At 72.1% G+C, this 22282-nt stretch carries 20 protein-coding genes; 7 read left to right on the forward strand and 13 right to left on the reverse strand.

The window, feature by feature from the left end; translation table 11 throughout:
• Positions 1–19: 19 nt before the first annotated feature.
• The 3 genes from ACLQ2N_RS27460 to ACLQ2N_RS27470 form a co-directional block, all read right to left on the reverse strand.
• Positions 20–3220, reverse strand: coding sequence for a tetratricopeptide repeat protein (locus ACLQ2N_RS27460; protein WP_425816928.1), 3201 nt, complete (start codon positions 3218–3220; stop codon positions 20–22).
• Positions 3221–3412: 192 nt separating this feature from the next.
• Positions 3413–4087: an SDR family NAD(P)-dependent oxidoreductase gene (locus tag ACLQ2N_RS27465; RefSeq protein ID WP_425816930.1), complete on the reverse strand. Its 675-nt coding sequence runs from the start codon at positions 4085–4087 to the stop codon at positions 3413–3415.
• Positions 4088–4228: 141 nt separating this feature from the next.
• Positions 4229–4702 (reverse strand): cupin domain-containing protein, encoded by a 474-nt coding sequence (locus ACLQ2N_RS27470; protein WP_425816932.1) that lies wholly within the window; start codon positions 4700–4702, stop codon positions 4229–4231.
• Positions 4703–4768: 66 nt separating this feature from the next.
• Here ACLQ2N_RS27470 and ACLQ2N_RS27475 point away from each other — a divergent pair, with 66 nt between their 5' ends.
• Positions 4769–5731: a DUF5937 family protein gene (locus ACLQ2N_RS27475; RefSeq protein ID WP_425816934.1), complete on the forward strand. Its 963-nt coding sequence runs from the start codon at positions 4769–4771 to the stop codon at positions 5729–5731.
• 172 nt (positions 5732–5903) lie between these two features.
• Here ACLQ2N_RS27475 and ACLQ2N_RS27480 read toward each other — a convergent pair whose 3' ends face one another.
• The 4 genes from ACLQ2N_RS27480 to ACLQ2N_RS27495 all read right to left on the reverse strand — a co-directional run bounded on the left by ACLQ2N_RS27480 (position 5904) and on the right by ACLQ2N_RS27495 (position 8532).
• Complete coding sequence (locus tag ACLQ2N_RS27480) at positions 5904–6662, reverse strand: SDR family NAD(P)-dependent oxidoreductase (protein WP_425816936.1); 759 nt, start codon at positions 6660–6662, stop codon at positions 5904–5906.
• Between the two features lie 42 nt (positions 6663–6704).
• Positions 6705–7055: a hypothetical protein gene (locus ACLQ2N_RS27485; RefSeq protein WP_425816938.1), complete on the reverse strand. Its 351-nt coding sequence runs from the start codon at positions 7053–7055 to the stop codon at positions 6705–6707.
• Between the two features lie 80 nt (positions 7056–7135).
• On the reverse strand, positions 7136–7720 hold the full coding sequence (locus ACLQ2N_RS27490; protein WP_425816940.1) for a TetR/AcrR family transcriptional regulator: 585 nt from the start codon (positions 7718–7720) through the stop codon (positions 7136–7138).
• 245 nt (positions 7721–7965) lie between these two features.
• Positions 7966–8532: a Uma2 family endonuclease gene (locus tag ACLQ2N_RS27495; RefSeq protein ID WP_425816942.1), complete on the reverse strand. Its 567-nt coding sequence runs from the start codon at positions 8530–8532 to the stop codon at positions 7966–7968.
• A gap of 428 nt (positions 8533–8960) precedes the next feature.
• On the opposite strand from ACLQ2N_RS27495, the gene ACLQ2N_RS27500 reads away from it, so the two are divergent.
• Positions 8961–9506: a Uma2 family endonuclease gene (locus ACLQ2N_RS27500; RefSeq protein WP_425816944.1), complete on the forward strand. Its 546-nt coding sequence runs from the start codon at positions 8961–8963 to the stop codon at positions 9504–9506.
• Between the two features lie 478 nt (positions 9507–9984).
• On the opposite strand, the gene ACLQ2N_RS27505 is transcribed toward ACLQ2N_RS27500, so the two are convergent.
• Both ACLQ2N_RS27505 and ACLQ2N_RS27510 read right to left on the reverse strand, forming a co-directional pair.
• On the reverse strand, positions 9985–10326 hold the full coding sequence (locus ACLQ2N_RS27505) for an XRE family transcriptional regulator (RefSeq protein WP_425816946.1): 342 nt from the start codon (positions 10324–10326) through the stop codon (positions 9985–9987).
• Positions 10323–10682, reverse strand: coding sequence for a type II toxin-antitoxin system RelE/ParE family toxin (locus tag ACLQ2N_RS27510; RefSeq protein ID WP_425816948.1), 360 nt, complete (start codon positions 10680–10682; stop codon positions 10323–10325). The genes ACLQ2N_RS27505 and ACLQ2N_RS27510 overlap by 4 nt, the downstream gene beginning before the upstream one ends.
• A 311-nt stretch (positions 10683–10993) precedes the next feature.
• On the opposite strand from ACLQ2N_RS27510, the gene ACLQ2N_RS27515 reads away from it, so the two are divergent.
• A complete protein-coding gene (locus ACLQ2N_RS27515) occupies positions 10994–13000 on the forward strand; it encodes a thioredoxin domain-containing protein (RefSeq protein WP_425816950.1) in 2007 nt (668 codons plus the stop codon).
• Positions 13001–13048: 48 nt separating this feature from the next.
• Here ACLQ2N_RS27515 and trhA read toward each other — a convergent pair whose 3' ends face one another.
• On the reverse strand, positions 13049–13744 hold the full coding sequence (trhA, locus tag ACLQ2N_RS27520) for a PAQR family membrane homeostasis protein TrhA (protein WP_425816952.1): 696 nt from the start codon (positions 13742–13744) through the stop codon (positions 13049–13051).
• 230 nt (positions 13745–13974) lie between these two features.
• Between trhA and ACLQ2N_RS27525 the strand changes: the two genes are divergently transcribed.
• From ACLQ2N_RS27525 to ACLQ2N_RS27535, 3 genes are all read left to right on the forward strand, one after another.
• Entirely contained in the window at positions 13975–15822 is a 1848-nt protein-coding gene (locus tag ACLQ2N_RS27525) for a phosphoenolpyruvate carboxykinase (GTP) (RefSeq protein WP_425816954.1), read from the forward strand.
• A gap of 248 nt (positions 15823–16070) precedes the next feature.
• On the forward strand, positions 16071–16511 hold the full coding sequence (locus tag ACLQ2N_RS27530; protein ID WP_425816956.1) for a hypothetical protein: 441 nt from the start codon (positions 16071–16073) through the stop codon (positions 16509–16511).
• 100 nt (positions 16512–16611) lie between these two features.
• Complete coding sequence (locus tag ACLQ2N_RS27535) at positions 16612–18801, forward strand: DUF7507 domain-containing protein (protein ID WP_425816958.1); 2190 nt, start codon at positions 16612–16614, stop codon at positions 18799–18801.
• Between the two features lie 71 nt (positions 18802–18872).
• On the opposite strand, the gene ACLQ2N_RS27540 is transcribed toward ACLQ2N_RS27535, so the two are convergent.
• The 3 genes from ACLQ2N_RS27540 to ACLQ2N_RS27550 all read right to left on the reverse strand — a co-directional run bounded on the left by ACLQ2N_RS27540 (position 18873) and on the right by ACLQ2N_RS27550 (position 21682).
• Entirely contained in the window at positions 18873–19268 is a 396-nt protein-coding gene (locus tag ACLQ2N_RS27540) for a hypothetical protein (RefSeq protein WP_425816960.1), read from the reverse strand.
• Between the two features lie 90 nt (positions 19269–19358).
• Positions 19359–20570 (reverse strand): pyridoxal phosphate-dependent aminotransferase, encoded by a 1212-nt coding sequence (locus ACLQ2N_RS27545; RefSeq protein WP_425816962.1) that lies wholly within the window; start codon positions 20568–20570, stop codon positions 19359–19361.
• A 272-nt stretch (positions 20571–20842) separates the two neighbouring features.
• Positions 20843–21682 (reverse strand): arylamine N-acetyltransferase family protein, encoded by an 840-nt coding sequence (locus ACLQ2N_RS27550; RefSeq protein ID WP_425816964.1) that lies wholly within the window; start codon positions 21680–21682, stop codon positions 20843–20845.
• Positions 21683–21824: 142 nt separating this feature from the next.
• Between ACLQ2N_RS27550 and ACLQ2N_RS27555 the strand changes: the two genes are divergently transcribed.
• Positions 21825–22184: a hypothetical protein gene (locus ACLQ2N_RS27555; protein ID WP_425816966.1), complete on the forward strand. Its 360-nt coding sequence runs from the start codon at positions 21825–21827 to the stop codon at positions 22182–22184.
• Positions 22185–22282 lie beyond the last annotated feature (98 nt).

A 22282-nucleotide genomic window follows, 5' to 3' on the forward strand; every position in this document is an offset into this window, starting at 1 on the left:
CGCCCCGCCCGCGGTGTCCTCAAGCGCCGGACGGGCCCGACGGGACCGTCACGCCCATGATCTCCCGGGTCCGGCGCGACGGGACCAGGTCCAGGGACCACGCCTGCCAGCCCGTTTCCAGGTCGGCGCCCCGGTCCAGGACCACCCGGTAGGTGTCCGCGCAGTGGTCCACCTCGGGGTCCCTGGCCGGGTGGCCGGCCGCGCGGAGCTCGGCCAGCTCCTGCTGGGCGACCACCGTGCCCACCTCGGCGCCGCCCGGCGAGGCGTACGGCAGCAGCGTGCACCGCAGGAAGCGCGCCCAGTCCGCGCCGCGCGCGTCCCCGTACGACGCGAACAGGGCGACCGCCTCGTCGCACAGCCCGAGGGCCTGGGGCGTCCGCTGGTTGCCCGCGTCGATCAGCGCGAGGTCCAGGCAGGCCCACGCCTCGCCGTGGGCGACCCCGATGCGCCGGAAGTCCGCCCGCGCGTCCGCCAGCAGCTGGCGGGCGAAGCCGGAGTTGCGCAGGTTGCCCGTCTGGGCGGCCCGCTGGTCGCGGGTGACGCGCCCCGAGTGGTGCCGGGCGCACGCGAGGCCGTAGACATCGCGCATCCGCGAGAACATCGTCCGGGCCCGCTCCAGCTGCCGTACGGCTTCCACCGTGTCGCCGTGCTCCTCCAGCGCCTGCCCCAGGTGGTACAGGGTCCACGCCTCGCCGCGCGCGTCCTCGTTGTCGCGGTGGCGGGCCAGGGCCGCGCTCAGCTGTTCGACGGCCGCGCCCGGGTCGCCGGCCAGCAGCCGGGCCCGGGCCAGCTGGGTCGTCGCCCACGCCGCACCCCGCTCGTCACGGGTCCGCCCGTACAGATCGAGGGCGGCGCGCAGCGCGGCCTCGGCCCCCTCCGCGTCGCCCAGGCGCAGCCAGACCTGGCCGAGCTGGAACCGGGTCCACGCCTCCCCGTGCAGCGACTCGCCCTCGCGGTGCAGGGTGAGCGCGGTGTCCAGGAGGGCGAGCGCGTCGGCCAGGTTGCCCCGGTCGCGTTCGACGGCGGCCAGCGCGTGCAGCGACCAGGCCCGGTCCGCGTCCTGCCCGGCGGCCAGCTGGAGCTCCATCGCCTCGCGGAGCCGGGCCGCCGCCTCGGTCAGGTTGCCCTGGTGGTGCAGCGTGATGCCGAGGGAGCACAGCGCCAGCGCCGTACCGGCGTCGTTCTGCGCCTCCCGGTACAGGCCGACGACGGAGGACAGCGTGGTGCGGGCCTTGTCCAGCTCGCCGAGCTGTCGGGCCGCGATGCCCGTACGCCACCGCACCGACCGTTCGAGGAGTCCCTGGTCGACCGCCTGGGACAGCTCGCTTATCTCGCCCAGCCGGTAGAGGTCGCCGCGCAGCAGGCAGTAGTCGCACAGCGCGCCGAGCAGCGCGAGCACCGCCGCCTGGTCGACGCCCTCCGCATGGCGCAGGGCCGAGGTGATGAAGCTCGACTCGTCGTCCAGCCAGCGCAGGGCCGCGTCCAGCGAACCGAAGCCGTGCGAGCCGAACCGGCCGGCCCGGGTCGACATCTTGCCGTCCACCATCCGGATCACCGCACCGGCCAGCTCCGCGTAGTTCGCGATCAGCCGTTCCTGCGCGGCGGCGCGCTCGGCCGGCTCCTCCTCGTCCAGCAGCCGGGCCAGGGCGAAGCCGCGTACCAGGTCGTGCAGCCGGTAGCGGGAGCCGCGCACGTGGTCGAGCAGCCCGGCCTCGGACAGGGCCGTCAGCAGCCGGCCGGCCTCCTGCTCGTCGGCGGCGAGCAGCGCCGCGGCCGCCGCCGCGCCCAGGCTCGCCCGGCCCGCCAGCGCGAGCCGCCGCAGCAGCCGCCTGGCCTGCTCGGACTGGTCGGTGTACCGCAGCCACAGGGCGCGCTCGACGGGCGGCACGGGTCCGTACGCGGCGAGGTCGGCGGCCAGCACGTCCGCCGTACGCGCCCCGAGCGCGGAACCGGCGACGCGCAGGGCCAGCGGCAGCCCGCCGCACAGCTCGGTGATCGCCTCGCTCGACGGATAGTCGTACGGGCCCGGCTCGGCCTCCTGCGACACCCCGCGCAGCAGCTCCTCCGCGCCGCCCGGATCGAGCGGGCCGACCTCCAGCCGGTGCACCCAGGCGGGCAGCGAGTCCGGCAGGTCCAGCGGCTCGCGGGCGGTGACCAGGACCAGGCTGTCGGAGCGCTCCGGGATCAGCGTGGCGACCTGCTCGGCGTCCCGGGCGTCGTCCAGGACGATCGTCACCGCCGTGCCCGTCAGATGCTGGTGGTACAGCTCACCGAGCCGGCGCACCTGCTGCTCGGCGGACGCGCTGTCCCGGAACAGCAGCTGCTCGCGGGGCGCGCCCAGCCGGTTCAGCAGATGCAGCAGCGCGTCCCGGGTCGGCAGCGGTGCCTCGCCCTCGGCGTCGCCGCGCAGGTCCACCACGCACGCGCCCTTGAACTGGTCCCTCAGCTCGTGGGCCGCCCGCACGGCGAGCGTGGTGCGCCCGGCGCCCGGGGGACCGTGCAGCACGACGACGGTCGGCTTCGTCTCGGTCGACGCGCGGGCGGCGTGCACCCACCGGCCGATGCGGGCCAGCTCGCTCCGCCGCCCCACGAACAGCCCGTCGGCCGCCGGGAGATGGCCGAACGACTGCTCCAGGAGCGACCGCATCCGCGCGGCCGCGCTGCGGTGCCCGCCGCGCAGCGGGGTGCGCGCCTTGGCCGCGGCCTTCTTCGCCGGGGCACGGGTGGCGGCGGCGAGCATCCGCTGCTGGTCGAGAAACGGGCGGATGCCCCGTACGTCCAGGGCGGCCAGCCACTGCAGCCGCAGCTGCTCCGGACTCGCGTCCGGCCGGTCGGCGGGCCGGTGCGACGCGGTGGCCTTGGCGACCGTGGCGGTGGCCCCCGCCACGGCGACGACCGCCCCCGCGCCGAGCGCGAGACCGGACGCCGTGCCGAGCGCCACGTCGGCGCCGAAGGCCGCGGCGGCGGCGACGCCGGTGACCAGCAACGGCGTCGCCATGCTCTCCCGGCTGAACCGCTGCCCGCCCGCCGAGGCGTCGAGCGCCCGCACATACGCCGCGTACTCCTCCGCCGCGCCCTCCGCGATGGTGTCGAGGGCGGCCCGCGCACGGGTCAGCAGGACGGACGGATCCGTCCGTCCGCCGCTGCGCCGTGCCTCTTCCTCCACGGCTCGTACCAACAGCCGCTCCGCATCGGCCCGGTGGCCGTCCCGCATCCGCATCCGTGTCCCCCTCCGGCTCCGCTGGTCGCGGGGTCCAGTGTCCTTCGTACGGAGCGCCCGCGCGAGGGAGGGGGCACGACCCGCCGACGGCGAACGGCGGTGGACCGCGCGCGGGTTCGGGGTCAGCAGGCGCCCAGGTCGGCAGTGAGCAGCCGGGCCCGGGGCGCCGGGTCGGCGGGGCGGGGGACAGCGTCACACGGTGAAGACGCGTTCGGCTTCGTCGCGTTGCGTGTGCAGGTCCCAGTAGAGGGGGGCGACCTCCTCGGCCGAGGCAGCCGGTACTCCGGGCGGGGCGCCCGTGCCGATCCACACGCCGACGGCGACGTGCGCGGCCTGGACGCCGGTGCCGGCCAGTTCCTTGTGCAGGCCGAGTACCCAGTTGCGCAGCGCGGCCTGGGCGGCGTTCAGGTTGCCGAGCATCGGAGTGGGGTCGGCCGAGCCGGCGCCGTTGGTGTAGAGCAGGGTGCCCGCGCCGGCCTCGCGCATGGCGGGCAGCACGGTCCGGGTGGCGGCGATGGCCCCGTAGAGCAGGATGTCCATCGCCCACTGCACATCGGACGGGCTGGTCCCGGACGGAGCGGTGAGCGGCGTGGAGGCGAGGCTCCCGCCCGGGGAGTACTCCAGGACGTCGATGCCGCCGAAGCGGGTGGCGGCGTCCTTGAGCGCCTGGGTGAGTGCGTCATGGTCGAGTACGTCCGCGGGGAACGCGGCGGCGGTGATGCCTTCGGCGGCGAGCCGGCCGGCCAGGTCGTCGAGCTTGTCGCGGTTGCGGGCGATGAGAGCGACGTCGAAGCCGTGGGAGCCGAAGGTACGGGCGATGGCCAGGCCCATACCGGGGCCGGCTCCGACGATGGCGATGCTGGGCACAGTGAATCCTTCGCTGGGAAACCGCGGGGAGCCGGACCCGGCTCGGTGGTGGCGCTCACGCGCGGGAGCAGTCCGACGAGTGCATGACAGGTAGGGGGAGTGGGTGGGCCGGGGGCGGGGCGCATGCCGCTGCCGGCGCCCTCACCGTCCGTGGGCGTCGGGGAAATGGTTGTCGTGGGCTTCGTGAAGCCGGCTCAGGTCACGCTCGTTCACCGTGGCGAGCTGGGCGAAGTACGCCTCGCGCGGCACCCCCGGCGAGAGTGCCATCAGGAGGGTGGCAGGTTCGGCGCGCTCCTTCCGGAGGGCGTGGACGGCACCCGCCGCCGCATGCGCGGTGTCGCCGGGCAGCAGTGTTCGCCAGGCATGCCCGTCGAAGTAGTCGACCTCACCTTCTTCGACGATGAAGGTCTCGCTGAAGGTCGTGTGGAAGTGCGGGGCAGGTCCCCGGCTGGAGGGCGACATGCGCCACCGGTAGATGCTCACGTTCCCGCTGGTCTCCGCGGGACCCGCGAGGATGTCGATGGTCGATCCGCCGGCGCCCAGCCGGATCGTTCGCGTCTGTCGGGCTCGCTCGGGCTCGTGGGAACTCCGGGCAATCGGCTCCGTGTCGGTCATGCCCCGAGTCTCGGTGCTCCGCCGTTCTGCTCGCGCTCACTTCGGCGGTGGCCTCACAATGGCGGAGTGATCCGCTACCGATTGGGCGTTGGTGCTGCGAGCGTGCGGTGGGCGATGTCCCCGATGCACGAAGTGGTCAGTCTCGCCCAGCTCTTGACCGAGCCGCAGCGTCACCCGATGTTCCACCCGTGGCTTCGCCGTCGCCGCCACCGTCTCTCGCTCCCGGACCTGGAGGCGCTCACGGTCTTCATGGCCGATGGCGCGTATCGACCCGACTTCCTCGACCCATCGCCGATGTCCAGTGAGCCGACGTTCGAGGAAGGCATGGATGCCCTCCTCGCCGCGCCGGCGGACCAGACGTACGCCGAGCTGGTCGACGCCGCGAGGGGGCGCGGGGCGGACATAGGCCGCCGATTGCTCGACGCGCCCGACCGGGCCAGGTCCGAGGCCGCCGATGCGCTGCGCCGCCTCTGGAAGGCAGTCGTCGAACCGGAATGGCCGTCCATGCGGCAGGCGCTGCGTGCCGAGATGCTGGACCGGGCCATCCAGGTCAACCGCGAGGGGTTGCGCGCGGTCCTTCCGCGCCTGCACTCTTCCGCCGCGTGCGAGGGCGACACCATCACCGTCGAGAAGCCCGTCGACATCGACGTCGACTGCCCTGAGGGACTCGTTCTCGTTCCGTCGCTGTTCATCACCGACCGGATGCAGTGCACCACCTCGGACCACTGGACTCCGGCGATCTACTACCCGGCATCCGGGCGGTACCTCTGGGCGGCACCTCCCACTCCGAGGTCGCTCGACCGTCTTGTGGGGGTGACTCGATCGAAGATCCTGGCCGCGCTCACCACCCCGCTGCAGACGACCGTTGTGGCCGGACTGGTGGGGGTCACTCCTCCGACGGCCAGCGAACACCTGGCAATCCTGCGGGACGCCGGGCTGATCGACAGCAGCCGGACCGGTCGCACGGCCACGCACGAGCTCACCAAGGCGGGACGTGCCCTCCTTGACGCGGCCTCATCGCGGCCCTGACAGGCCGGGAGCCACTGACGTGCAGTCAAGCGGCCCGGCTCCCGCCGCAACCAGCCCCTCGGTGACCGCGTCGTGCGTGCCGCCGAGGGGCTGGTGACGCCGGGCGCCGCGCGTGACCGCCGCTGCGGCGGGGCCCTTGCCGGGGAAGGGCGACGCCGAAGCCAACGGCCCGTCAGGCCGAGGAACCGCTGTCGACGACCAGGTCGGCGCCGACCACCGCGCCGGCTTCGGGTGAGGCGAGATAGAGCACCGCGGCCGCCACTTCTTCGGCTTCCGCGACCCGGCCGAGCGGGTTCTGTGTCTTCACTCGCTCGGCACGGTCGGCCTCGGTCTCGCCGGGCCGCAGCGACATCGGAGCAGCGGAGGCGCCGGGGCTGACCGCGTTGATGCGGATCCCCTGGTGGATGTGGTCGAGAGCGGCGGCGCGGGTGAGGGCGGAGACCGCTGCCTTCGAGGTGATGTACGCGGCAAGGTTCGGGACGCGCAGGTGTGCGCCCAGGTTGGAGGAGATGTTGACGATGGCGCCGCCACCGTTTCGCCTCATGTGCGCGATCTCGTGCTTCATGGCCAGCCAGACACCGGTGACGTTGGTTCGCAGTACCGCGTCCCAGTCCTCCTCGCTCACCTCACCGACGGGTGCGGTGCCGCGGAGTATTCCGGCGTTGTTGACCGCGATGTCCAGTCCGCCGAAGCGGGTAACGCTCTCGCGTACGAGGTCCTGAAGCCGGCTGGAGTCGGTGACATCGGTGGTGACGGCGGTGGCCGTGCCGCCGGTGGCCCCGATGAGGCCGACCGTCTCGTCCAGGGAGGCCGCGGTGCGTCCCGCGGCGACCACGGATGCGCCCTCGGTGGCGAAGGCGAGCGCGATGGCGCGGCCGAGGCCGGAGCCGGCGCCGGTGACGAGGACGGTTCTGCCGGTGAAGCGGTTCATGGCGGTGGCTCCCTTGAGTGATGGATTGCTCGGTGCGGTGGTTCAGAGGGGCGAGGCTGCGAGAGCGGCCCCTGGTGCGGCCAGGGAGGAGGTGTCGCTGCCCAGCGCGCGCGGGATCGCGAACGGGGCGGTCGGGCCGACTCCATCGCGGTGTTCAGCTCGCCACCCGCGAGCCCGGTCTGCCGCTGCGGCGCCTTCGGTGGCGAGCGCGGCGGCTCCCGCGAAGGAGGCCGCTGTGCCGGCCGGCGGCAGCACGAGGCCCGGCAGCAGGCCGTACCCGTGGGAGAGCGGTATGGCGAGCGTGAAGATCACTGTGGTCCGGACGCCGCCGAGGCGGACGAAGGCGCATCGCTGCTGCATGGCGACGACGCGGGCAGCGCCAGGGGCGGTCATGCCGTCCTCCCGATACTTGACCGATCGGTTCATTATGTGGGCATGCGGATGCGGGCGACGGTGGATTCGGCGGATGTGAGTCAGTCCAGCAGGGCCAGGGCCTGCTCGGCCGCGTCCCGTACCCGGGAGGGATCGTTCGACGCCTTGCCGACGATCCGTACCCCCTGCAGCAGGACGAGCAGCATGCGGGCCAGCGCACGCGGATCGCGTTCCTCCGGCAACTCGCCCTGAGCCTGGGCCCGCAGGAGCGCGGAGTGCAGCAGGGTCTCGACGTGTTCCCAGCTGATCTCGACCCGGCGGGCCGCCGCGGGGTCGTGCGGCGCCAGCTCGGCCGCGGTATTGGTGACGAAACAGCCGCTCAGCCGGCCCTCCGGGGAGACGGCCTCCGCGGCGAAGCGGCGCACTACCGCCCGCACCCCAGGCAGGGCGGGCCCTGGCTGGGACAACTCGGCAAGGAGCGCCCGGTCGCGCGTGTCGGCGTACCGGTCCAGCGCTTTCAGGTACAGCTCGTACTTGCTGCCGAAGGTCGCGTAGATGCTGGCGCGGCCGATGCCGAGGTGCTCGACGAGGTCCGCCAACGACGTCGCTTCGTAACCGCGCCGCCAGAACAGCTCGAGGGCCGACTGCAGCGCGGCGTCCGGATCGAATTCCTTGGTCCTGGCCACGTCGGAGACCGTAAGCCTATCTGGAATGAACGGTCAAATAATCGTGCCTCGCAACGGCCACCTGTACGCCGCCTCCGCTTGCGATCGTGCGCACCAGACGCCGCCGGACCCGCCCTGCGGGCGGACGGCGCTCCTTTCGAAACACGTTCTAGCTGGGCGGAGTGCTGCCCCCAGGCCCCTGGTGGCGAGCACTCTCGGCCCACAGGGCGTCGGAGGCGCCGAGGGCGCGGGCGCTTCCTCGTTGCTCACAGGGTCCCAAGGTCGACCGTGACAGGGAATGGAGCGATGGCCTTCACGGTGCCGGTGAACACCTCGCCGTCCCGGTAGGCCCTATTGGCTGGGTCGAGGACGTAGGTGTAGACGATCGGGACGCCGGTGGCGGACTGCTCGATGCGCCAGTAGAAGGGGATGCCGGCTTTGGCGTATTGGTCCACCTTCACGATCCGGTCGGTGGTCTCTGACCCCGGGGACACGACCTCGACGGCCAGGAGCACGTGCTCGGGGCGGGTGGGCGTGAGGTCGATGGTCTCCGCCCGGTACACGGTGACGTCCGGACGGCGGTTGGTGAGCGGCGCGTCCTGCAGGCGAACGTCGAAGTCCGTGTCGGCGTTCCAGTCCGGGCCTGCGGCTGCGTCAAGGGCATTGGCCAGGATGCGGGCCAGCCGGTTGTGGCGCTTGGAGGCGCTCGGGCTCACGACGACCATCCCGTCCACGACCTCGATGCCGGCGCACTGCTCCTCGGACCAGGAGTCGTACTGCTCCGCGCTGATCTGCGTGTGCATCCACGCGGGCGCCAGCATCTCGGCGGTCATCGTGCACCTCCTTCGGGGAGCCACAGCAGTCCCGGTGCTGCCCCAGGCCAGCCTAATGGCCGTCGATGCCGCGCGGCGCGGTATCCGCGGCCCCCACCTGCCCCTTCGCGCCTCGCCCCGTGGCGCAGCCCCGTCGTGGGGCCGGGTGCGCGAGGATTGGGCCCATGGCCGACCGACTGGCGCAGAGCACCTCTGCTCGGCGTCGGGTACGCCAGCTGCCACAGGTGCCCATGACTCAACACAACCAGGTAGTTCTGACCTGCGGTGTTTCCGGAGGGCACTGGCGTGGATGCGTATGGTGTGCGACTGGGCCAGGACATCAATGACCAGCGCACCTCCGCTGCTCTTGCTGGGTCGGCACTCCCGTAGTGGACCCCCGTGCGGGACCGAGGCCCCATATCCTGAGAGGCGACAGGAAGGAGCCGTTGATGAGCGTCGACGCGGTCATGCACACCGAGTTCCCTGCTGGATACGTGGTCTTCTTCGGTATTGACGGGAAGGTGATCATGACTCCGCAGAGCTTCGAGCACTCCAGCACGATCAAGTCGATGCAGATCGACTCGCTCTCGCTCGGCCGGCACGCGAAGACCGCCTCCGACGTGTACATCGACTTCCCCGCCGATGAGAACTCGGCCCCCGACTTCGCGATCCTGCGGGAGGACGCGCAGAGGCAGGGCAAGCGCTACGGCTTCGAGGACGTGCTGCTGATCGCGGAGGTGGTGTCGGTCTCCTCCGCGCGCAAGGACTACGCCGACTGCACCGCGAAGTACGGCCGCTACGGCATCCCGGTCTACGTGGTGGTGGACCCGTACGCCGCGGAGGTCGTCGTCCACACCCAGCCCACCGGCTCCGGCTACATCGCGGCGCACACGCACAAGTACGGCTCGGGCAAGCTGCCCATCGAGCTGGCCGACGGGCGGACCTACACCCTCGACCTGGACGAGCTGCCCCGGCCCGAGGCTGATCTCGGCTGACCGCGTCGACATGCTCGCCGTAGTCGATCAAAGAAGACGCGGAGCCCCGCCCGGATCACCGGGCGGGGCTCCGACTGACTCCGCGGGTAACGGGACGCAGTCACTCATTGTCTGGTGTATTGCCCTGTGAGGTTGGGGATGCCTCGTCGGATCCGGTGGCTCGTGGCCCGGACCAGTCGGCCTCTGGACAACCCGGTAGTTCTGACCTGGCGTGTTCACGATGAGCACCAGTGCGGCCACGCGTGATGACGGGCTGAGCCCCAAGACGGACGCTTGGGTCCGGGGGCAGCTGATGGCATCGCCGGAGTGGGCGTCCCACCGTACCTCGGCTTCGGGCAGCACCTTGAGGGCCGGGATCCGTCCGTGCGGGACGGGTAACACCTACGAGGCGTTGGCCCTGGCCCTCATGCGAGTGCATACCGAATCGCGCTTGCCGTCGATCTCAGCGATCGCTCCCGACGCAGAGAAAGACAGCTTGTCAGCCAAGGACGAGGGACTCGTCGCCGAAGTCGGCGACGATCTTCAGGCGTCCTCCCAGTGCCGCGACGTACGCGGCGAGAGTCTCGACCTCGGTACGCATCACAGCCCCCTTCTCGATCTGGGAGACCCGCCCCTGGGTGACGCCGAGGGTCTCGGCGACCTCGTTCTGCGTCATGTGCTGGCGCTTGCGGACCTCGGCCAGGCGGTGGGCGCGGACCTTTGCGAGCATGGCGGCGCTCCGCTCCTGGACGTCCGCCTCCTCCTCGGCGGTAAGGCCGAGGTCGTCCTTCAGGTCGTTCCAGTCGATTGCGTTGGCTGTCTTCGGCTTGAAGGTGCTCACGCTTCCTCCTCGGTGTACGCCTGGTAGGCGGCTTCGGCTTCCTTGATCGCGGTGCGGTACCAGCCGGACCAGTTCCCGGCCTTGTTGCCGCCGACGAGGATGACGGCGTTGCGCTCGGGGTTGAAGACGAACAGCATTCGTACTTCGCTGTCGCCCTTGGAACCGGGGCGCAGTTCCTTCAGGTTGGGCAGGGTTGATCCGGTGATCCGGTCGACGAGCGGGCGGCCGAGGGCTGGGCCCTCGGTCTGGAGCACGTCGAGTGCGGCGGCGATCTGAGTGAGGGTGTCTCGGTCGCACTTGCGGAGTTCGTGGATCCAGGTCCGGGCTGGTTCCACGACGATGATCTTGAAGCTCATGGTCTGCTCTCGCCCACCAGCATTACCCCAAGATAATATCACGTTGGGCTAATGTCGCCCCGCCTGCCCAAGTGCAGCGTGGCGACGCCGGCGAAGGCTCCCGGGCCTCGCCTTCTCCTCAAGGGGCGTTGGTCGGGGCCGGTAATGCTGAGCCCGGCGTGCTGTACCCGGTGCGGTGCATGGGACCTCTCCCTATCTGCTCCAGCGCGCCCACCTCGCAGCGAGCATCGGTGGACGGGCGCACCTTGGCTGGGCGGACGGGGCGCGAAGGTTTCCCAGGCTGGGCGCGTGCGGTGTGAGAGCCTGGGCGCATGAACCGGTTGGCTGGTGTGACCTCGCCGTATCTGCTTCAGCACGCGGACAACCCCGTCCACTGGTGGCCCTGGTCACCCGAGGCGTTCGAGGAAGCCAGAAGGCGGAACGTTCCGGTGCTGCTCAGCGTCGGGTACTCGTCCTGTCACTGGTGCCACGTCATGGCGCATGAGTCGTTCGAGGACGAGGCGACCGCCGCCTACATGAACCAGCACTTCGTGGCCGTCAAGGTCGACCGCGAGGAGCGGCCCGATGTGGACGCGGTGTACATGGAGGCGGTGCAGGCGGCTACCGGGCAGGGTGGCTGGCCGATGACCGTGTTCCTCACCGCCGACGCCGAGCCGTTCTACTTCGGGACCTACTTCCCGCCCGAGGCGCGGCACGGGATGCCGTCCTTCCGGCAGGTGCTCGAAGGGGTCACCGCCGCCTGGACCGACCGGCGCGACGAGGTCGGGGAGGTCGCCGGGCGGATCGTGCGGGACCTGTCCGAGCGCAGCCTCGCCCACGGCGGGGACGGGCCGCCCGGGGAGGCGGAGCTCGCGCAGGCGTTGCTCGGGCTGACCCGGGAGTACGACGAGAAGCGGGGCGGGTTCGGCGGGGCGCCCAAGTTCCCGCCGTCCATGGCGCTGGAGTTCCTGCTGCGCCACCACGCCCGCACCGGGGCCGACGGCGCCCTTCAGATGGCCGCCGACACCTGCGCGGCGATGGCCCGGGGCGGGATCTACGACCAGCTCGGCGGCGGGTTCGCCCGGTACGCCGTGGACCGGGAATGGGTCGTCCCGCACTTCGAGAAGATGCTGTACGACAACGCGCTGCTCTGCCGCGTGTACGCCCACCTCTGGCGGGCCACCGGGTCCGAACTCGCCCGGCGGGTGGCCCTGGAGACGGCCGACTTCATGGTGCGCGAGCTGCGGACGCCCGAGGGCGGGTTCGCCTCCGCGCTCGACGCCGACAGCGAGGACGCGCACGGCAGGCACGTCGAGGGCGCGTACTACGTGTGGACGCCGGAGCAGCTGCGCGAGGTGCTGGGCGAGGAGGACGCCGCGTTCGCCGCCGAGCACTTCGGGGTGACCGGCGAGGGCACCTTCGAGGAGGGCTCCTCGGTGCTCCAGCTGCCCGGCGACCCCGACGACCCCCGCGCCGCCGGCGTACGGGAGCGGCTGCTCGCCGCCCGGGAGGAGCGCCCGCGCCCGGGGCGCGACGACAAGATCGTCGCCGCCTGGAACGGGCTCGCCATCGCCGCGCTCGCGGAGACGGGCGCCTTCTTCGGCCGGCCCGACCTGGTCGAGCGGGCCACCGAGGCGGCCGACCTGCTGGTGCGGGTGCACATGGGGCCCGTCGCCCGGCTCGCCCGTACGTCCAAGGACGGGCGAGCCGGTGACCACGCCGGGGTGCTTGAGGACTACGGGGACGTCGCGGAGGGTTTCCTCGCGCTGGCCGGGGTCACCGGCGAGGGGGCCTGGCTGGAGTTCGCCGGATTCCTGCTGGACATCGTGCTCCAGCACTTCCGGGGCGAGGGCGGCCAGTTGTACGACACGGCGGACGACGCCGAGCAGCTGATCCGGCGGCCCCAGGACCCCACCGACAGCGCGACCCCGGCCGGCTGGACGGCCGCCGCCGGCGCGCTCCTCTCGTACGCCGCGCACACCGGCTCCGAGCCGCACCGCACCGCCGCCGAGGAGGCGCTGGGTGTCGTGAAGGCGCTGGGCCCGCGCGCCCCGCGCTTCATCGGCTGGGGGCTCGCGGTGGCCGAGGCGCTGCTCGACGGGCCGCGCGAGGTGGCCGTCGCCGGGCCGGTCGGCGGGGAGCTGCACCGTACGGCCCTGATCGGGCGGGCGCCCGGCGCGGTCGTCGCGGCGGGGGAGCCGGGCGGGGCGGAGTTCCCGCTGCTGGCCGACCGGCCGATGGCGGGCGGCGCGCCGACCGCGTACGTCTGCCGGCACTTCGTCTGCGACGCCCCGACGACGGACGCGGAGGCGCTGGCCCGCGCGCTCGGCGGGGCCTGAACGGGGGCGGGGGCGCCCCGGGGCGCCCCCGGAAGCCCTGGCGGGACGTCAGCTGTGGTTGTACGCCACCAGCGAGATGCCGACGTAGTGCACGATGAACGCGGCCAGGGTCAGCGAGTGGAAGACCTCGTGGAAGCCGAACCAGCGCGGTGACGGGTTCGGCCGCTTGATGCCGTAGATGACGCCGCCCGCGCTGTAGAGCACGCCGCCGACGACCACCAGCACCAGCACCGCGACGCCGCCGGTCCGCATGAAGTCGGGCAGGAAGAAGACGGCCGCCCAGCCCATCGCGATGTAGCACGGTGTGTACAGCCAGCGCGGGGCGCCGACCCAGAAGACCCGGAACGCTATGCCGGCGAGCGCCGCGGCCCACACCGCCCACAGGAGCGGCGTCCCGGTGGACTCGGGGAGCAGGAGCAGGGTGAGCGGGGTGTACGTCCCCGCGATGATCAGGAAGATGTTGGCGTGGTCGAGCCTGCGCAGGACGGCTTCGCCGCGCGGCCCCCACGTACCGCGGTGGTAGACCGCGCTCACGCCGAAGAGCAGGCACGCCGACACGATGTAGACCGAGCAGGCGATCCGGCCCCGGGTGCTGTCCGAGAGGGCGATGAGCACGATGCCCGCGATGACCACGGCCGGGAACATCCCGGCGTGCAGCCAGCCGCGCATCCGCGGCTTCAGCGGGGCGTCGGCGGGCGTGGCCGGGCGGGGACCGGTGGTGTCGGGCGCGGCGGCAGCAGTCATCCACGCATCGTACCTACGGCCCCGTAGGGAGCGGATAGGGGCGGTGGCCGCGTGCTGATGCTCACATGGGCGGCCCTCTGGACATATGGGCGCGAGGGTCGGATGATCAAATGAGTGCGGTCGGCACCGGATGAGCGCCAAGGGGAATTCGAAGGGGTACACGCATCCGGGTCGCGGCCCCCACGGGGCACAGGAGCACCAACCGAATACACCCTCACCAAGGAGCGATCGTGGCGCGCGACATCGCGGCTCCCCTCACTGTTCCCACCGACCACCAGGAGCTGATCTCCTGGGTGGACGAGATCGCAGCACTCACCGAGCCGGACCGGGTGGTCTGGTGCGACGGCTCCGAGGCCGAGTACGAGCGCCTGTGCGGGGAACTCGTCGCCAAGGGCACCTTCACCAAGCTGGACGAGATCAAGCGCCCGAACTCCTACTACGCGGCCTCCGACCCCAGCGACGTCGCGCGCGTCGAGACCCGTACGTTCATCTGCTCCGCGAAGGAGGAGGACGCCGGCCCGACGAACCACTGGAAGGACCCCGCCGAGATGCGGGCCATCTTTACCGGGGGAGAAGACAGTCTCGTGGGCGAGCAGGGCATCTTCCGCGGCTCGATGCGCGGCCGCACGATGTACGTCGTCCCGTTCTGCATGGGCCCGCTCGGGTCCCCGCTGTCCGCGATCGGCGTCGAGATCACCGACTCCGCGTACGTCGCCGTCTCGATGCGCACCATGACGCGCATGGGGCAGCCCGTGCTCGACGAACTGGGCTCCGACGGCTTCTTCGTCAAGGCCGTCCACACGCTGGGCGCCCCGCTGGCGGAGGGCCAGGAGGACGTCCCCTGGCCGTGCAACGAGACCAAGTACATCTCGCACTTCCCCGAGGACCGCGAGATCTGGTCGTACGGCTCCGGCTACGGCGGCAACGCGCTGCTCGGCAAGAAGTGCTACGCGCTGCGCATCGCCTCCGTCATGGCCCGCGACGAGGGCTGGCTCGCGGAGCACATGCTGATCCTGAAGCTCACCCCGCCGCGCGGCGAGTCGAAGTACGTCGCCGCCGCGTTCCCGAGCGCCTGCGGCAAGACGAACCTCGCGATGCTGGAGCCCACGATCTCCGGCTGGACCGTGGAGACCATCGGCGACGACATCGCGTGGATGCGGTTCGGCGAGGACGGCCGGCTGTACGCGATCAACCCGGAGGCGGGCTTCTTCGGCGTCGCGCCCGGCACCGGCGAGCACACCAACGCCAACGCCATGAAGACGATGTGGGGCAACTCCGTCTTCACCAACGTCGCGCTCACCGACGACGGTGACGTCTGGTGGGAGGGCATGACCGAGGAGCCGCCCGCGCACCTCACGGACTGGAAGGGCAACGACTGGACCCCCGCGTCCGAAACGCCCGCCGCCCACCCCAACGCCCGCTTCACCGTCCCGGCGGGGCAGTGCCCGATCATCGCGCCCGAGTGGGAGGACCCGAAGGGCGTCCCGATCTCGGCCATCCTCTTCGGCGGCCGCCGCGCCTCGGCCGTCCCGCTGGTCACCGAGTCCTTCAACTGGCAGCACGGTGTCTTCCTCGGCGCCAACGTCGCCTCCGAGAAGACCGCCGCCGCCGAGGGCAAGGTCGGCGAACTGCGCCGCGACCCGTTCGCCATGCTGCCGTTCTGCGGCTACAACATGGGCGACTACATGGGCCACTGGCTCAAGGTCGGCGCCGACAAGCCGGACCAGTCGAAGCTGCCGAAGATCTACTACGTGAACTGGTTCCGCAAGAACGAGGCGGGCAGGTTCGTGTGGCCCGGCTTCGGTGAGAACAGCCGCGTCCTGAAGTGGATCGTCGAGCGCCTGGAGGGGAAGGCGGAGGGCGTCGAGACGCCGATCGGCATCCTTCCCGCGAAGGGCTCGATCGACACCGAGGGCCTGGACCTCTCCGAGTCCGATCTCGACTTCCTGCTGAAGGTCGACAAGGAGGTCTGGCGCGAGGAGGCGGCGCTGGTCCCCGAGCACCTCAACACCTTCGGCGACCACACGCCGAAGGAGCTGTGGGACGAGTACCGCGCGCTGGTCGAACGCCTGGGCTGAGTCCCCGCCTGCGTACGGCGATGGCCCCCGAAGCCGCTTCGGGGGCCATCGGCCCGTTCGACGCGCCCTGCTCGTAGTCGGGTTGTGACCCTGCGGGGCTACGGGGGTGGTGCAGGCGGCCGTACGGTTGAGCCGGTCGCGCCGCCCGAGCGCGCGGGCGGAGGGGGCCGGACGGCATGGAGTATCCGCCGTACCCGAACACGTCGGAAGACGGTCCGCCGCTCGTCCCCGGGCGCCGGATGGGCGGCATGACGATCGTTCTGACCGCCGTGGGCGGGCTGATCGCCCTGGCGGCGGTGGGCGGGCTCGTCGTCATGATCCTGTTCGCCCACGCGTACGGCGAGGTCCACGCGGACATGCGGTACCCGTACGACGATGTCACCGTCACCTCCTGCCGGACGGACGAGGAGACGCGTCGCCCCGTGGCCGGGGTGCGGATCACGAGCGAGGCGGCCCGGCAGGGGACGTACACCGTGTACCTCGAATTCCGGGGCCACGCGGCCGGGAGCGGGAAGACCGTGGCCGCCGGGAAGCGCACCCTGGTCGTGAAGGACCTGGCGGTCGGTGCCACGGCGGCGGAGCGGGTCGTCGGGCCGGTCGCGGTGCCGGGATCGGCTGAGTGCGAGGTCGTGGACGTGATGTTCCGGTCGACGGCGGGGGCCGTGACGGTGTCCCCGTCCGAGCCCTGAATCATGCGCCCCGGCGGTCCGCGCCGCCATTCGGCCGCCGCTGCGGCGTGTCCCGGATGGGCTGAGCAAGCGTCATGTCCGGTTTTCTTATGTTTTTTTCATGCGCAAATACGAACGGCTGCTCCACGTTCCGGCCGTGGCGGCCACCGCCTGTGCGGGAACGGCGCTTGGGCTCCTGCTGACCACCGCCTCCGGGGTCGCGCAGTCCGCCGGCCCCGTCGCCGACACGGCGCCCGCCGCCTCCTCGCCGGCCCGGGCGCTCGGCGAATCCGTGCTGCTGGACGAGACCTTCACCGGCACCTCGGTCGCCGACCCGGGCTTCGTGCCCCTGGATACAGCCTGTCTGACCGGCGCGTCGGAAGAACCGCCCGCCGGGCAGTCGCAGATCGGGCCGTGCGACGACCCCGACTCCCAGATGACCCCGCCCGTGCCGACCCCGGGCGAGACGCCCGGCTGGCTCCAGCTCACGGACCACGACTACTACCGGGTCGGCGGGATGCTCTACAACCGCCCGCTGCCCGGAAACGGCGGGCTCGACGTCACGTTCGAGCAGTACCAGTACGGGACCGGGGACGCCGGCGCGGACGGCATCGGCTTCTTCCTGGTCGACGGCTCGGTGGACCTCACCAAGGCCGGGGCCAACGGCGGTTCCCTCGGGTACGCCCAGCGGAACCTGGATCCCGGGGTCGACGGCGGCTACCTCGGCGTCGGGCTCGACGCGTACGGCAACTTCGCCAACGACGCCGAGCTGCGCGGCAACGGCTGCCCCGACGACCAGAAGTCCCCGGTCACCAGCGGACTCCCGGTGCCCGACACCGTCACGCTGCGCGGCCCCGGACAGGGCGACGACGGCTACTGCTTCCTGGACTCCACCATCGAGGCGGACGCCACCCAGGCGTCCGGCTTCCGCTCCACGCTGCCCGGCAGCCTGCGCGAGCAGGGCACCGACCCGCTCCCGGCCAAGCGGACCGTGCACATCACCGTCAGCCCGGACACCCGGCCGACCGTGGACGTCGAGATCGACTTCAACGACGGCGCCGGCTTCCAGCCCGTGCTGTCCACGCGGATGACGGCCGACGCTCCGCCCACGTACAAGTTCGGCTTCTCCGGATCGACCGGCGGCAGCATCGACACCCACCTGGTCCGGGCGCTCCAGGCGAGCTCCGTGGACACGCTCGACCAGCTGAACCTGGTCAAGACCGTCGCGCCCCCGGACAACGCGGCCACCGAGCCCTTCGAGGTGGGCGACACCGTGCACTACCAGTTCCTCGTCACCAACACCGGCACGTCGGAGCTCACCGACGTCCACGTCACCGACCCGTCCGTCACCGACGTGACCTGCCCGTCCACCACGCTCGGCCCGATGGGGTCCGCGACCTCGTCCATGGTCTGCGAGGGCACCCACGTCCTGACCGAGGCCGACGTCGCCGACGACACCTTCACCAACACGGCCACCGCCCAGGGCACCGCCGGCGACAACGACGTGGCGTCCAACGAGTCCTCCGCGTCCGTCCCCGTCGAGCAGCTCGACCAGGTGCTGGACATCTCCAAGACGGCGGCGCCCGCCGAGGCCGGGCCGGGTGACGCCGTCACCTACACCGTGACCGCCACCAACAGCGGTGAGACCACGCTGAGCCCCGCCCACCTCACCGACGACCTGTCCGGTGTCCTGGACGACGCCTCGCTCACCGCCGGACCCACCGCGTCCACCGGCACCGCGCAGGTGACCGGCGACACGCTCGACTGGTCCGGCGAGCTGACCCCCGGCGCCTCCGTGACGATCACCTACACGGTCACCGTGGACGACCCGGACGAGGGCGACGCGGTCCTGCGCAACTCCGTCACCTCCGACACACCGGGCGCGCGCTGCACCACGGAGGGGGCGCCCGAGCTGCCCTGCACCACCGAGGTCCCGGTGACGAACCCGAGCCCGACCCCGAGCCCGACTCCGACCCCCACGCCGACCCCGACGCCCACCCCCACTCCGACCCCGACTCCGACCCCGTCGCCCACGGACGACTGCCCGACCCCGACCCCCTCGCCGACGGACAGCGCGAGCCCGTCGCCGAAGCCGACGCACACGCACACCCACGGACCGGGCCCGTCCTGGACCCCGGGGCCGCACCCGACGCACGACGGGGGCCATCACGGTGGCGGCGGCGGGCATGACGGCGGCGGCATGGCCGACACCGGCAGCGCGGCGACCGGTGCGGGCATCGCGGCCGTCCTCCTGCTCCTGGCCGGCATCGTCACCGTACGGATGAAGTCCAGGCCGCGCGGCAGGCACTGACGCGGAAGCGGAACAACCGAACATGGGTGGCACCCGGTCCACGCGCCTCGACGGTGCGTGGACCGGGGCCGTCAGTGGGCGCCGACCGGCGTCCGCGCGTCGGCGGCGAGCGCCTCGGTGTGGGCGTCCATGCGCTCGGCCGACAGGATCGCGACCGCCGTGTCGGCGCGGGACGCCGCCACCACCAGGGCCCGGCCCGCGAGGGCGTGGGCGCGGCGGTGGAGGGCGGTCGCGGGGGCGTCGCTCAGTCCGGCGTGGCGGACGGGCGGGGCGCCGCGCAGCCTGGCCACCTGCCCGGCGATGCGGTCGCCCGCCTCGCCGAGACCCAGCTCGTCGGTGACCGCGAGCAGGGCGGCCAGGTGTCCGGCGAGCTGGATGTCCAGCTCCTCCTCGCGGGTGCGGTGCGGGAAGTCGCCGGCGTGGTCGGCCGGTGTGTGGACCGATTTGGAGCGGATCGGTTCGTACATGGATGGCCTCCTGGTGGTGCTGTGAGAACCATCCTAGCTTGGATTCAGTCTAAAGTTGTCTAACTTCGAGAAAGGGTGGGGGCGGGACGGCTACACCTGGCTGTAGCCGTCCAGGAAGTGCGCGATCCGGCCGATCGCGTCCGTCAGATCCTCCGCCGAGGGCAGTGTCACCACGCGGAAGTGGTCGGGATCCGGCCAGTTGAAGCCCGTGCCCTGCACCACCATGATCTTCTCCGCCCGCAGCAGGTCCAGGACCATCTGCCGGTCGTCCTTGATCTTGTAGACCTTGGGGTCGAGCCGGGGGAAGAGATACAGCGCGCCCTTCGGCTTCACGCAGGTCACGCCCGGGATCCGCGTCAGCAGGTCGTACGCCACATCGCGCTGTTCCAGGATGCGGCCGCCCGGGAGCACCAGGTCGTTGATCGACTGCCGGCCGCCGAGGGCGGTGGCGACGGCGTGCTGCGAGGGCATGTTCGCGCACAGCCGCATGTTGGCCAGGATCGTCAGCCCCTCGATGTACGAGGAGGCGTGCGCCTTGGGGCCGCAGACGGCCATCCAGCCCGAGCGGTACCCGGCGACCCGGTAGTTCTTCGACAGCCCGTTGAAGGTCAGGACCATCAGGTCCGGGGCGATCGTCGCGGTGGGGGTGTGCGTGGCGCCGTCGTACAGGATGCGGTCGTAGATCTCGTCGGAGCAGACGACCAGGTTGTGCCGGCGGGCGATCTCCGTGAGCCCGCGCAGCATCTCGTCGTCGTAGACGGCGCCCGTCGGGTTGTTCGGGTTGATGATCACCATCGCCTTGGTGCGGTCGGTGATCTTCCGTTCGATGTCGGCGAGGTCGGGCATCCAGTCCGACTGCTCGTCGCAGCGGTAGTGCACGGCCGTGCCGCCCGCCAGCGAGACCGAGGCCGTCCACAGCGGGTAGTCCGGGGCCGGGACCAGCACCTCGTCGCCGTCGTCCAGCAGCGCCTGCATCGACATCTGGATCAGCTCGGAGACGCCGTTGCCGATGTACACGTCCTCGACGTCCAGGTCGATGCCCTTGGTCTGGTAGTGCTGCATCACCGCCCGGCGCGCGGACAGCAGCCCCTTCGCGTCGCCGTATCCGTGCGCCCCGGCGAGGTTGCGCAGGATGTCCTCGAGGATCTCGGGCGGGCACTCGAAGCCGAACGCGGCGGGGTTGCCGGTGTTCAGCTTGAGGATGCGATGCCCGGCCGCCTCCAGCCGCATCGCCTCCTCGAGCACGGGGCCGCGGATCTCGTAGCAGACGTTGGCGAGCTTCGTGGACTGGATGACCTGCATGTCAGCGAGCTTACGACTGTGTTTCACGGGCCGCCCGGGCTTTGCCCGCCGGTTGGCCCGCCCGGACGGAGGAGTGCCCCGGCCCGGGCTTTCATCGCCATGCGCCCGCCTCCCGCGAACCGTGGGAACGCCGGTCACGGGAGGCCCGGGGCTTGGAATGGGGTGGCGCGGCGGTGTGACGGACCGGAACGGGTGACATACGCCACGGAGTGGTGTGCGCCGGGGCTCACGCAGGAAGCCGGGCGCGCCCCCGGGCGGCGTACGCGCCGGGCTCATCCGGGGAGCCGCGCGCCCTTGGGGAGGCGCAGCGCGAAGTCCTCCGCCAGTACGCGGGTCACCTCGTCGGCGTCCGCCAGCTCCCGCTCGCGCCGGGCACCGCCGTCGTGCGGCGTCACCACGAGGGTGCGGCCCGAGAGGGCGAGGTGGGCGTCCCCGGTGGTGCGCTGCACGTACAGCAGCCGGGAGAACGGGGACCGCGGGTTGGTCGCGATGTGCCAGTTGATGACCTCGTAGTCCGGCGCCTCGAAGGGCTCCCGGGTGAACGCGTACTGCCCCTCCCACTCCCCGTCGCGCGTCCGGGCCCGCAGCTCCCACAGGTCCAGGGGGCCGTCGTGCGGCAGCCGGACGAGCCGGTGGTGGCGCGGGGTGTCGTACAGCTCCGCGTCCGGGGCGAGCGCGATGGGCTCCAGCAGCGCGCCGTTCCCGCCGAAGCCGACGTCCGCGAGGTACGGGCCGGGCTCGCCCTCCACCCGGACCTCCATCAGCATGTGGGTGCGCGGCCGGACGTCACCGGGGGCCGCGCCCAGCACCACGCGGGCGGTGAGCAGGGTGACGCCGAAGCCGAGGGCCCGGAGCGCGGCGGTGAACAGGGTGTTCTGCTCGTAGCAGTAGCCGCCGCGCCCGCCCCGTACGAGCTTCGCCTCCAGGTCGGGCAGCGCGAGCGAGGGGACGGTGCCGAGGAGCGGGTCCAGGTTCTCGAACGGGATGGCCGTCGCGTGGGCCCGGTGCACGGAACGCAGCGCATCCACGGTGGGACGGCGCTCCCCGTCGTACCCGATCCGGGCGAGGTAGGCGTCGAGGTCGAGTGCGTGAGCGGCGTCGTGGCGAGTCATGCCCCGACGGTAGGCGGGGGCGCCGGTCCGCCGCCTCCGTCCGGGGGAGGGGCGGCCCTGGTCCGTCGGTCCTCGGCCGTCCGTACCTCTGAAGTAGCTCAACGGCCGTATGCGCCGAAGTGCTTCGGGGGAGGTTCGGCACATGATCGGAAACGGGAAGAAGGACATGGCCGTGATCGTGGTGCGGGACGCGGACGACGTGGCCGCCGCACTGCGCGAGGAGCTGGCGCGGGCGGCGGACGCGGACCGCCCCGGCCTGGAACGGGCCCTCGCGCTGGCCGAGGCACGGGCCGGGGTGCCGGACGCGGAGCTGCGCGGGCGCTGGACCGGGCGGCGGATCAGGGCGGGCGGACACGGCGGTCCCCTCGACGCGGTGGCGGCGGTCAAGGCGCTGCGGCAGGCCGAGCCGGGGCTGAGTCTGCGGCAGGCGGTGCAGCTGTCGCGGGAGGCGGCGGCGGTGCCGGGACCGGGGCCGGAGCCGGTGGCGAAACCGCAGTCCTAGCCGCGGTGTCCCCCGTGCGAGCTACGCGCAGGTGTCCACCCAGCGGTGACGCTTTCGGCGCCGGACGTTCATAGCGTTCAGGGGTAGCCGCGGCAGGT

Source organism: Streptomyces sp. DT224 (genome assembly GCF_049844595.1).
In the GTDB taxonomy this organism is placed as follows: domain Bacteria; phylum Actinomycetota; class Actinomycetes; order Streptomycetales; family Streptomycetaceae; genus Streptomyces.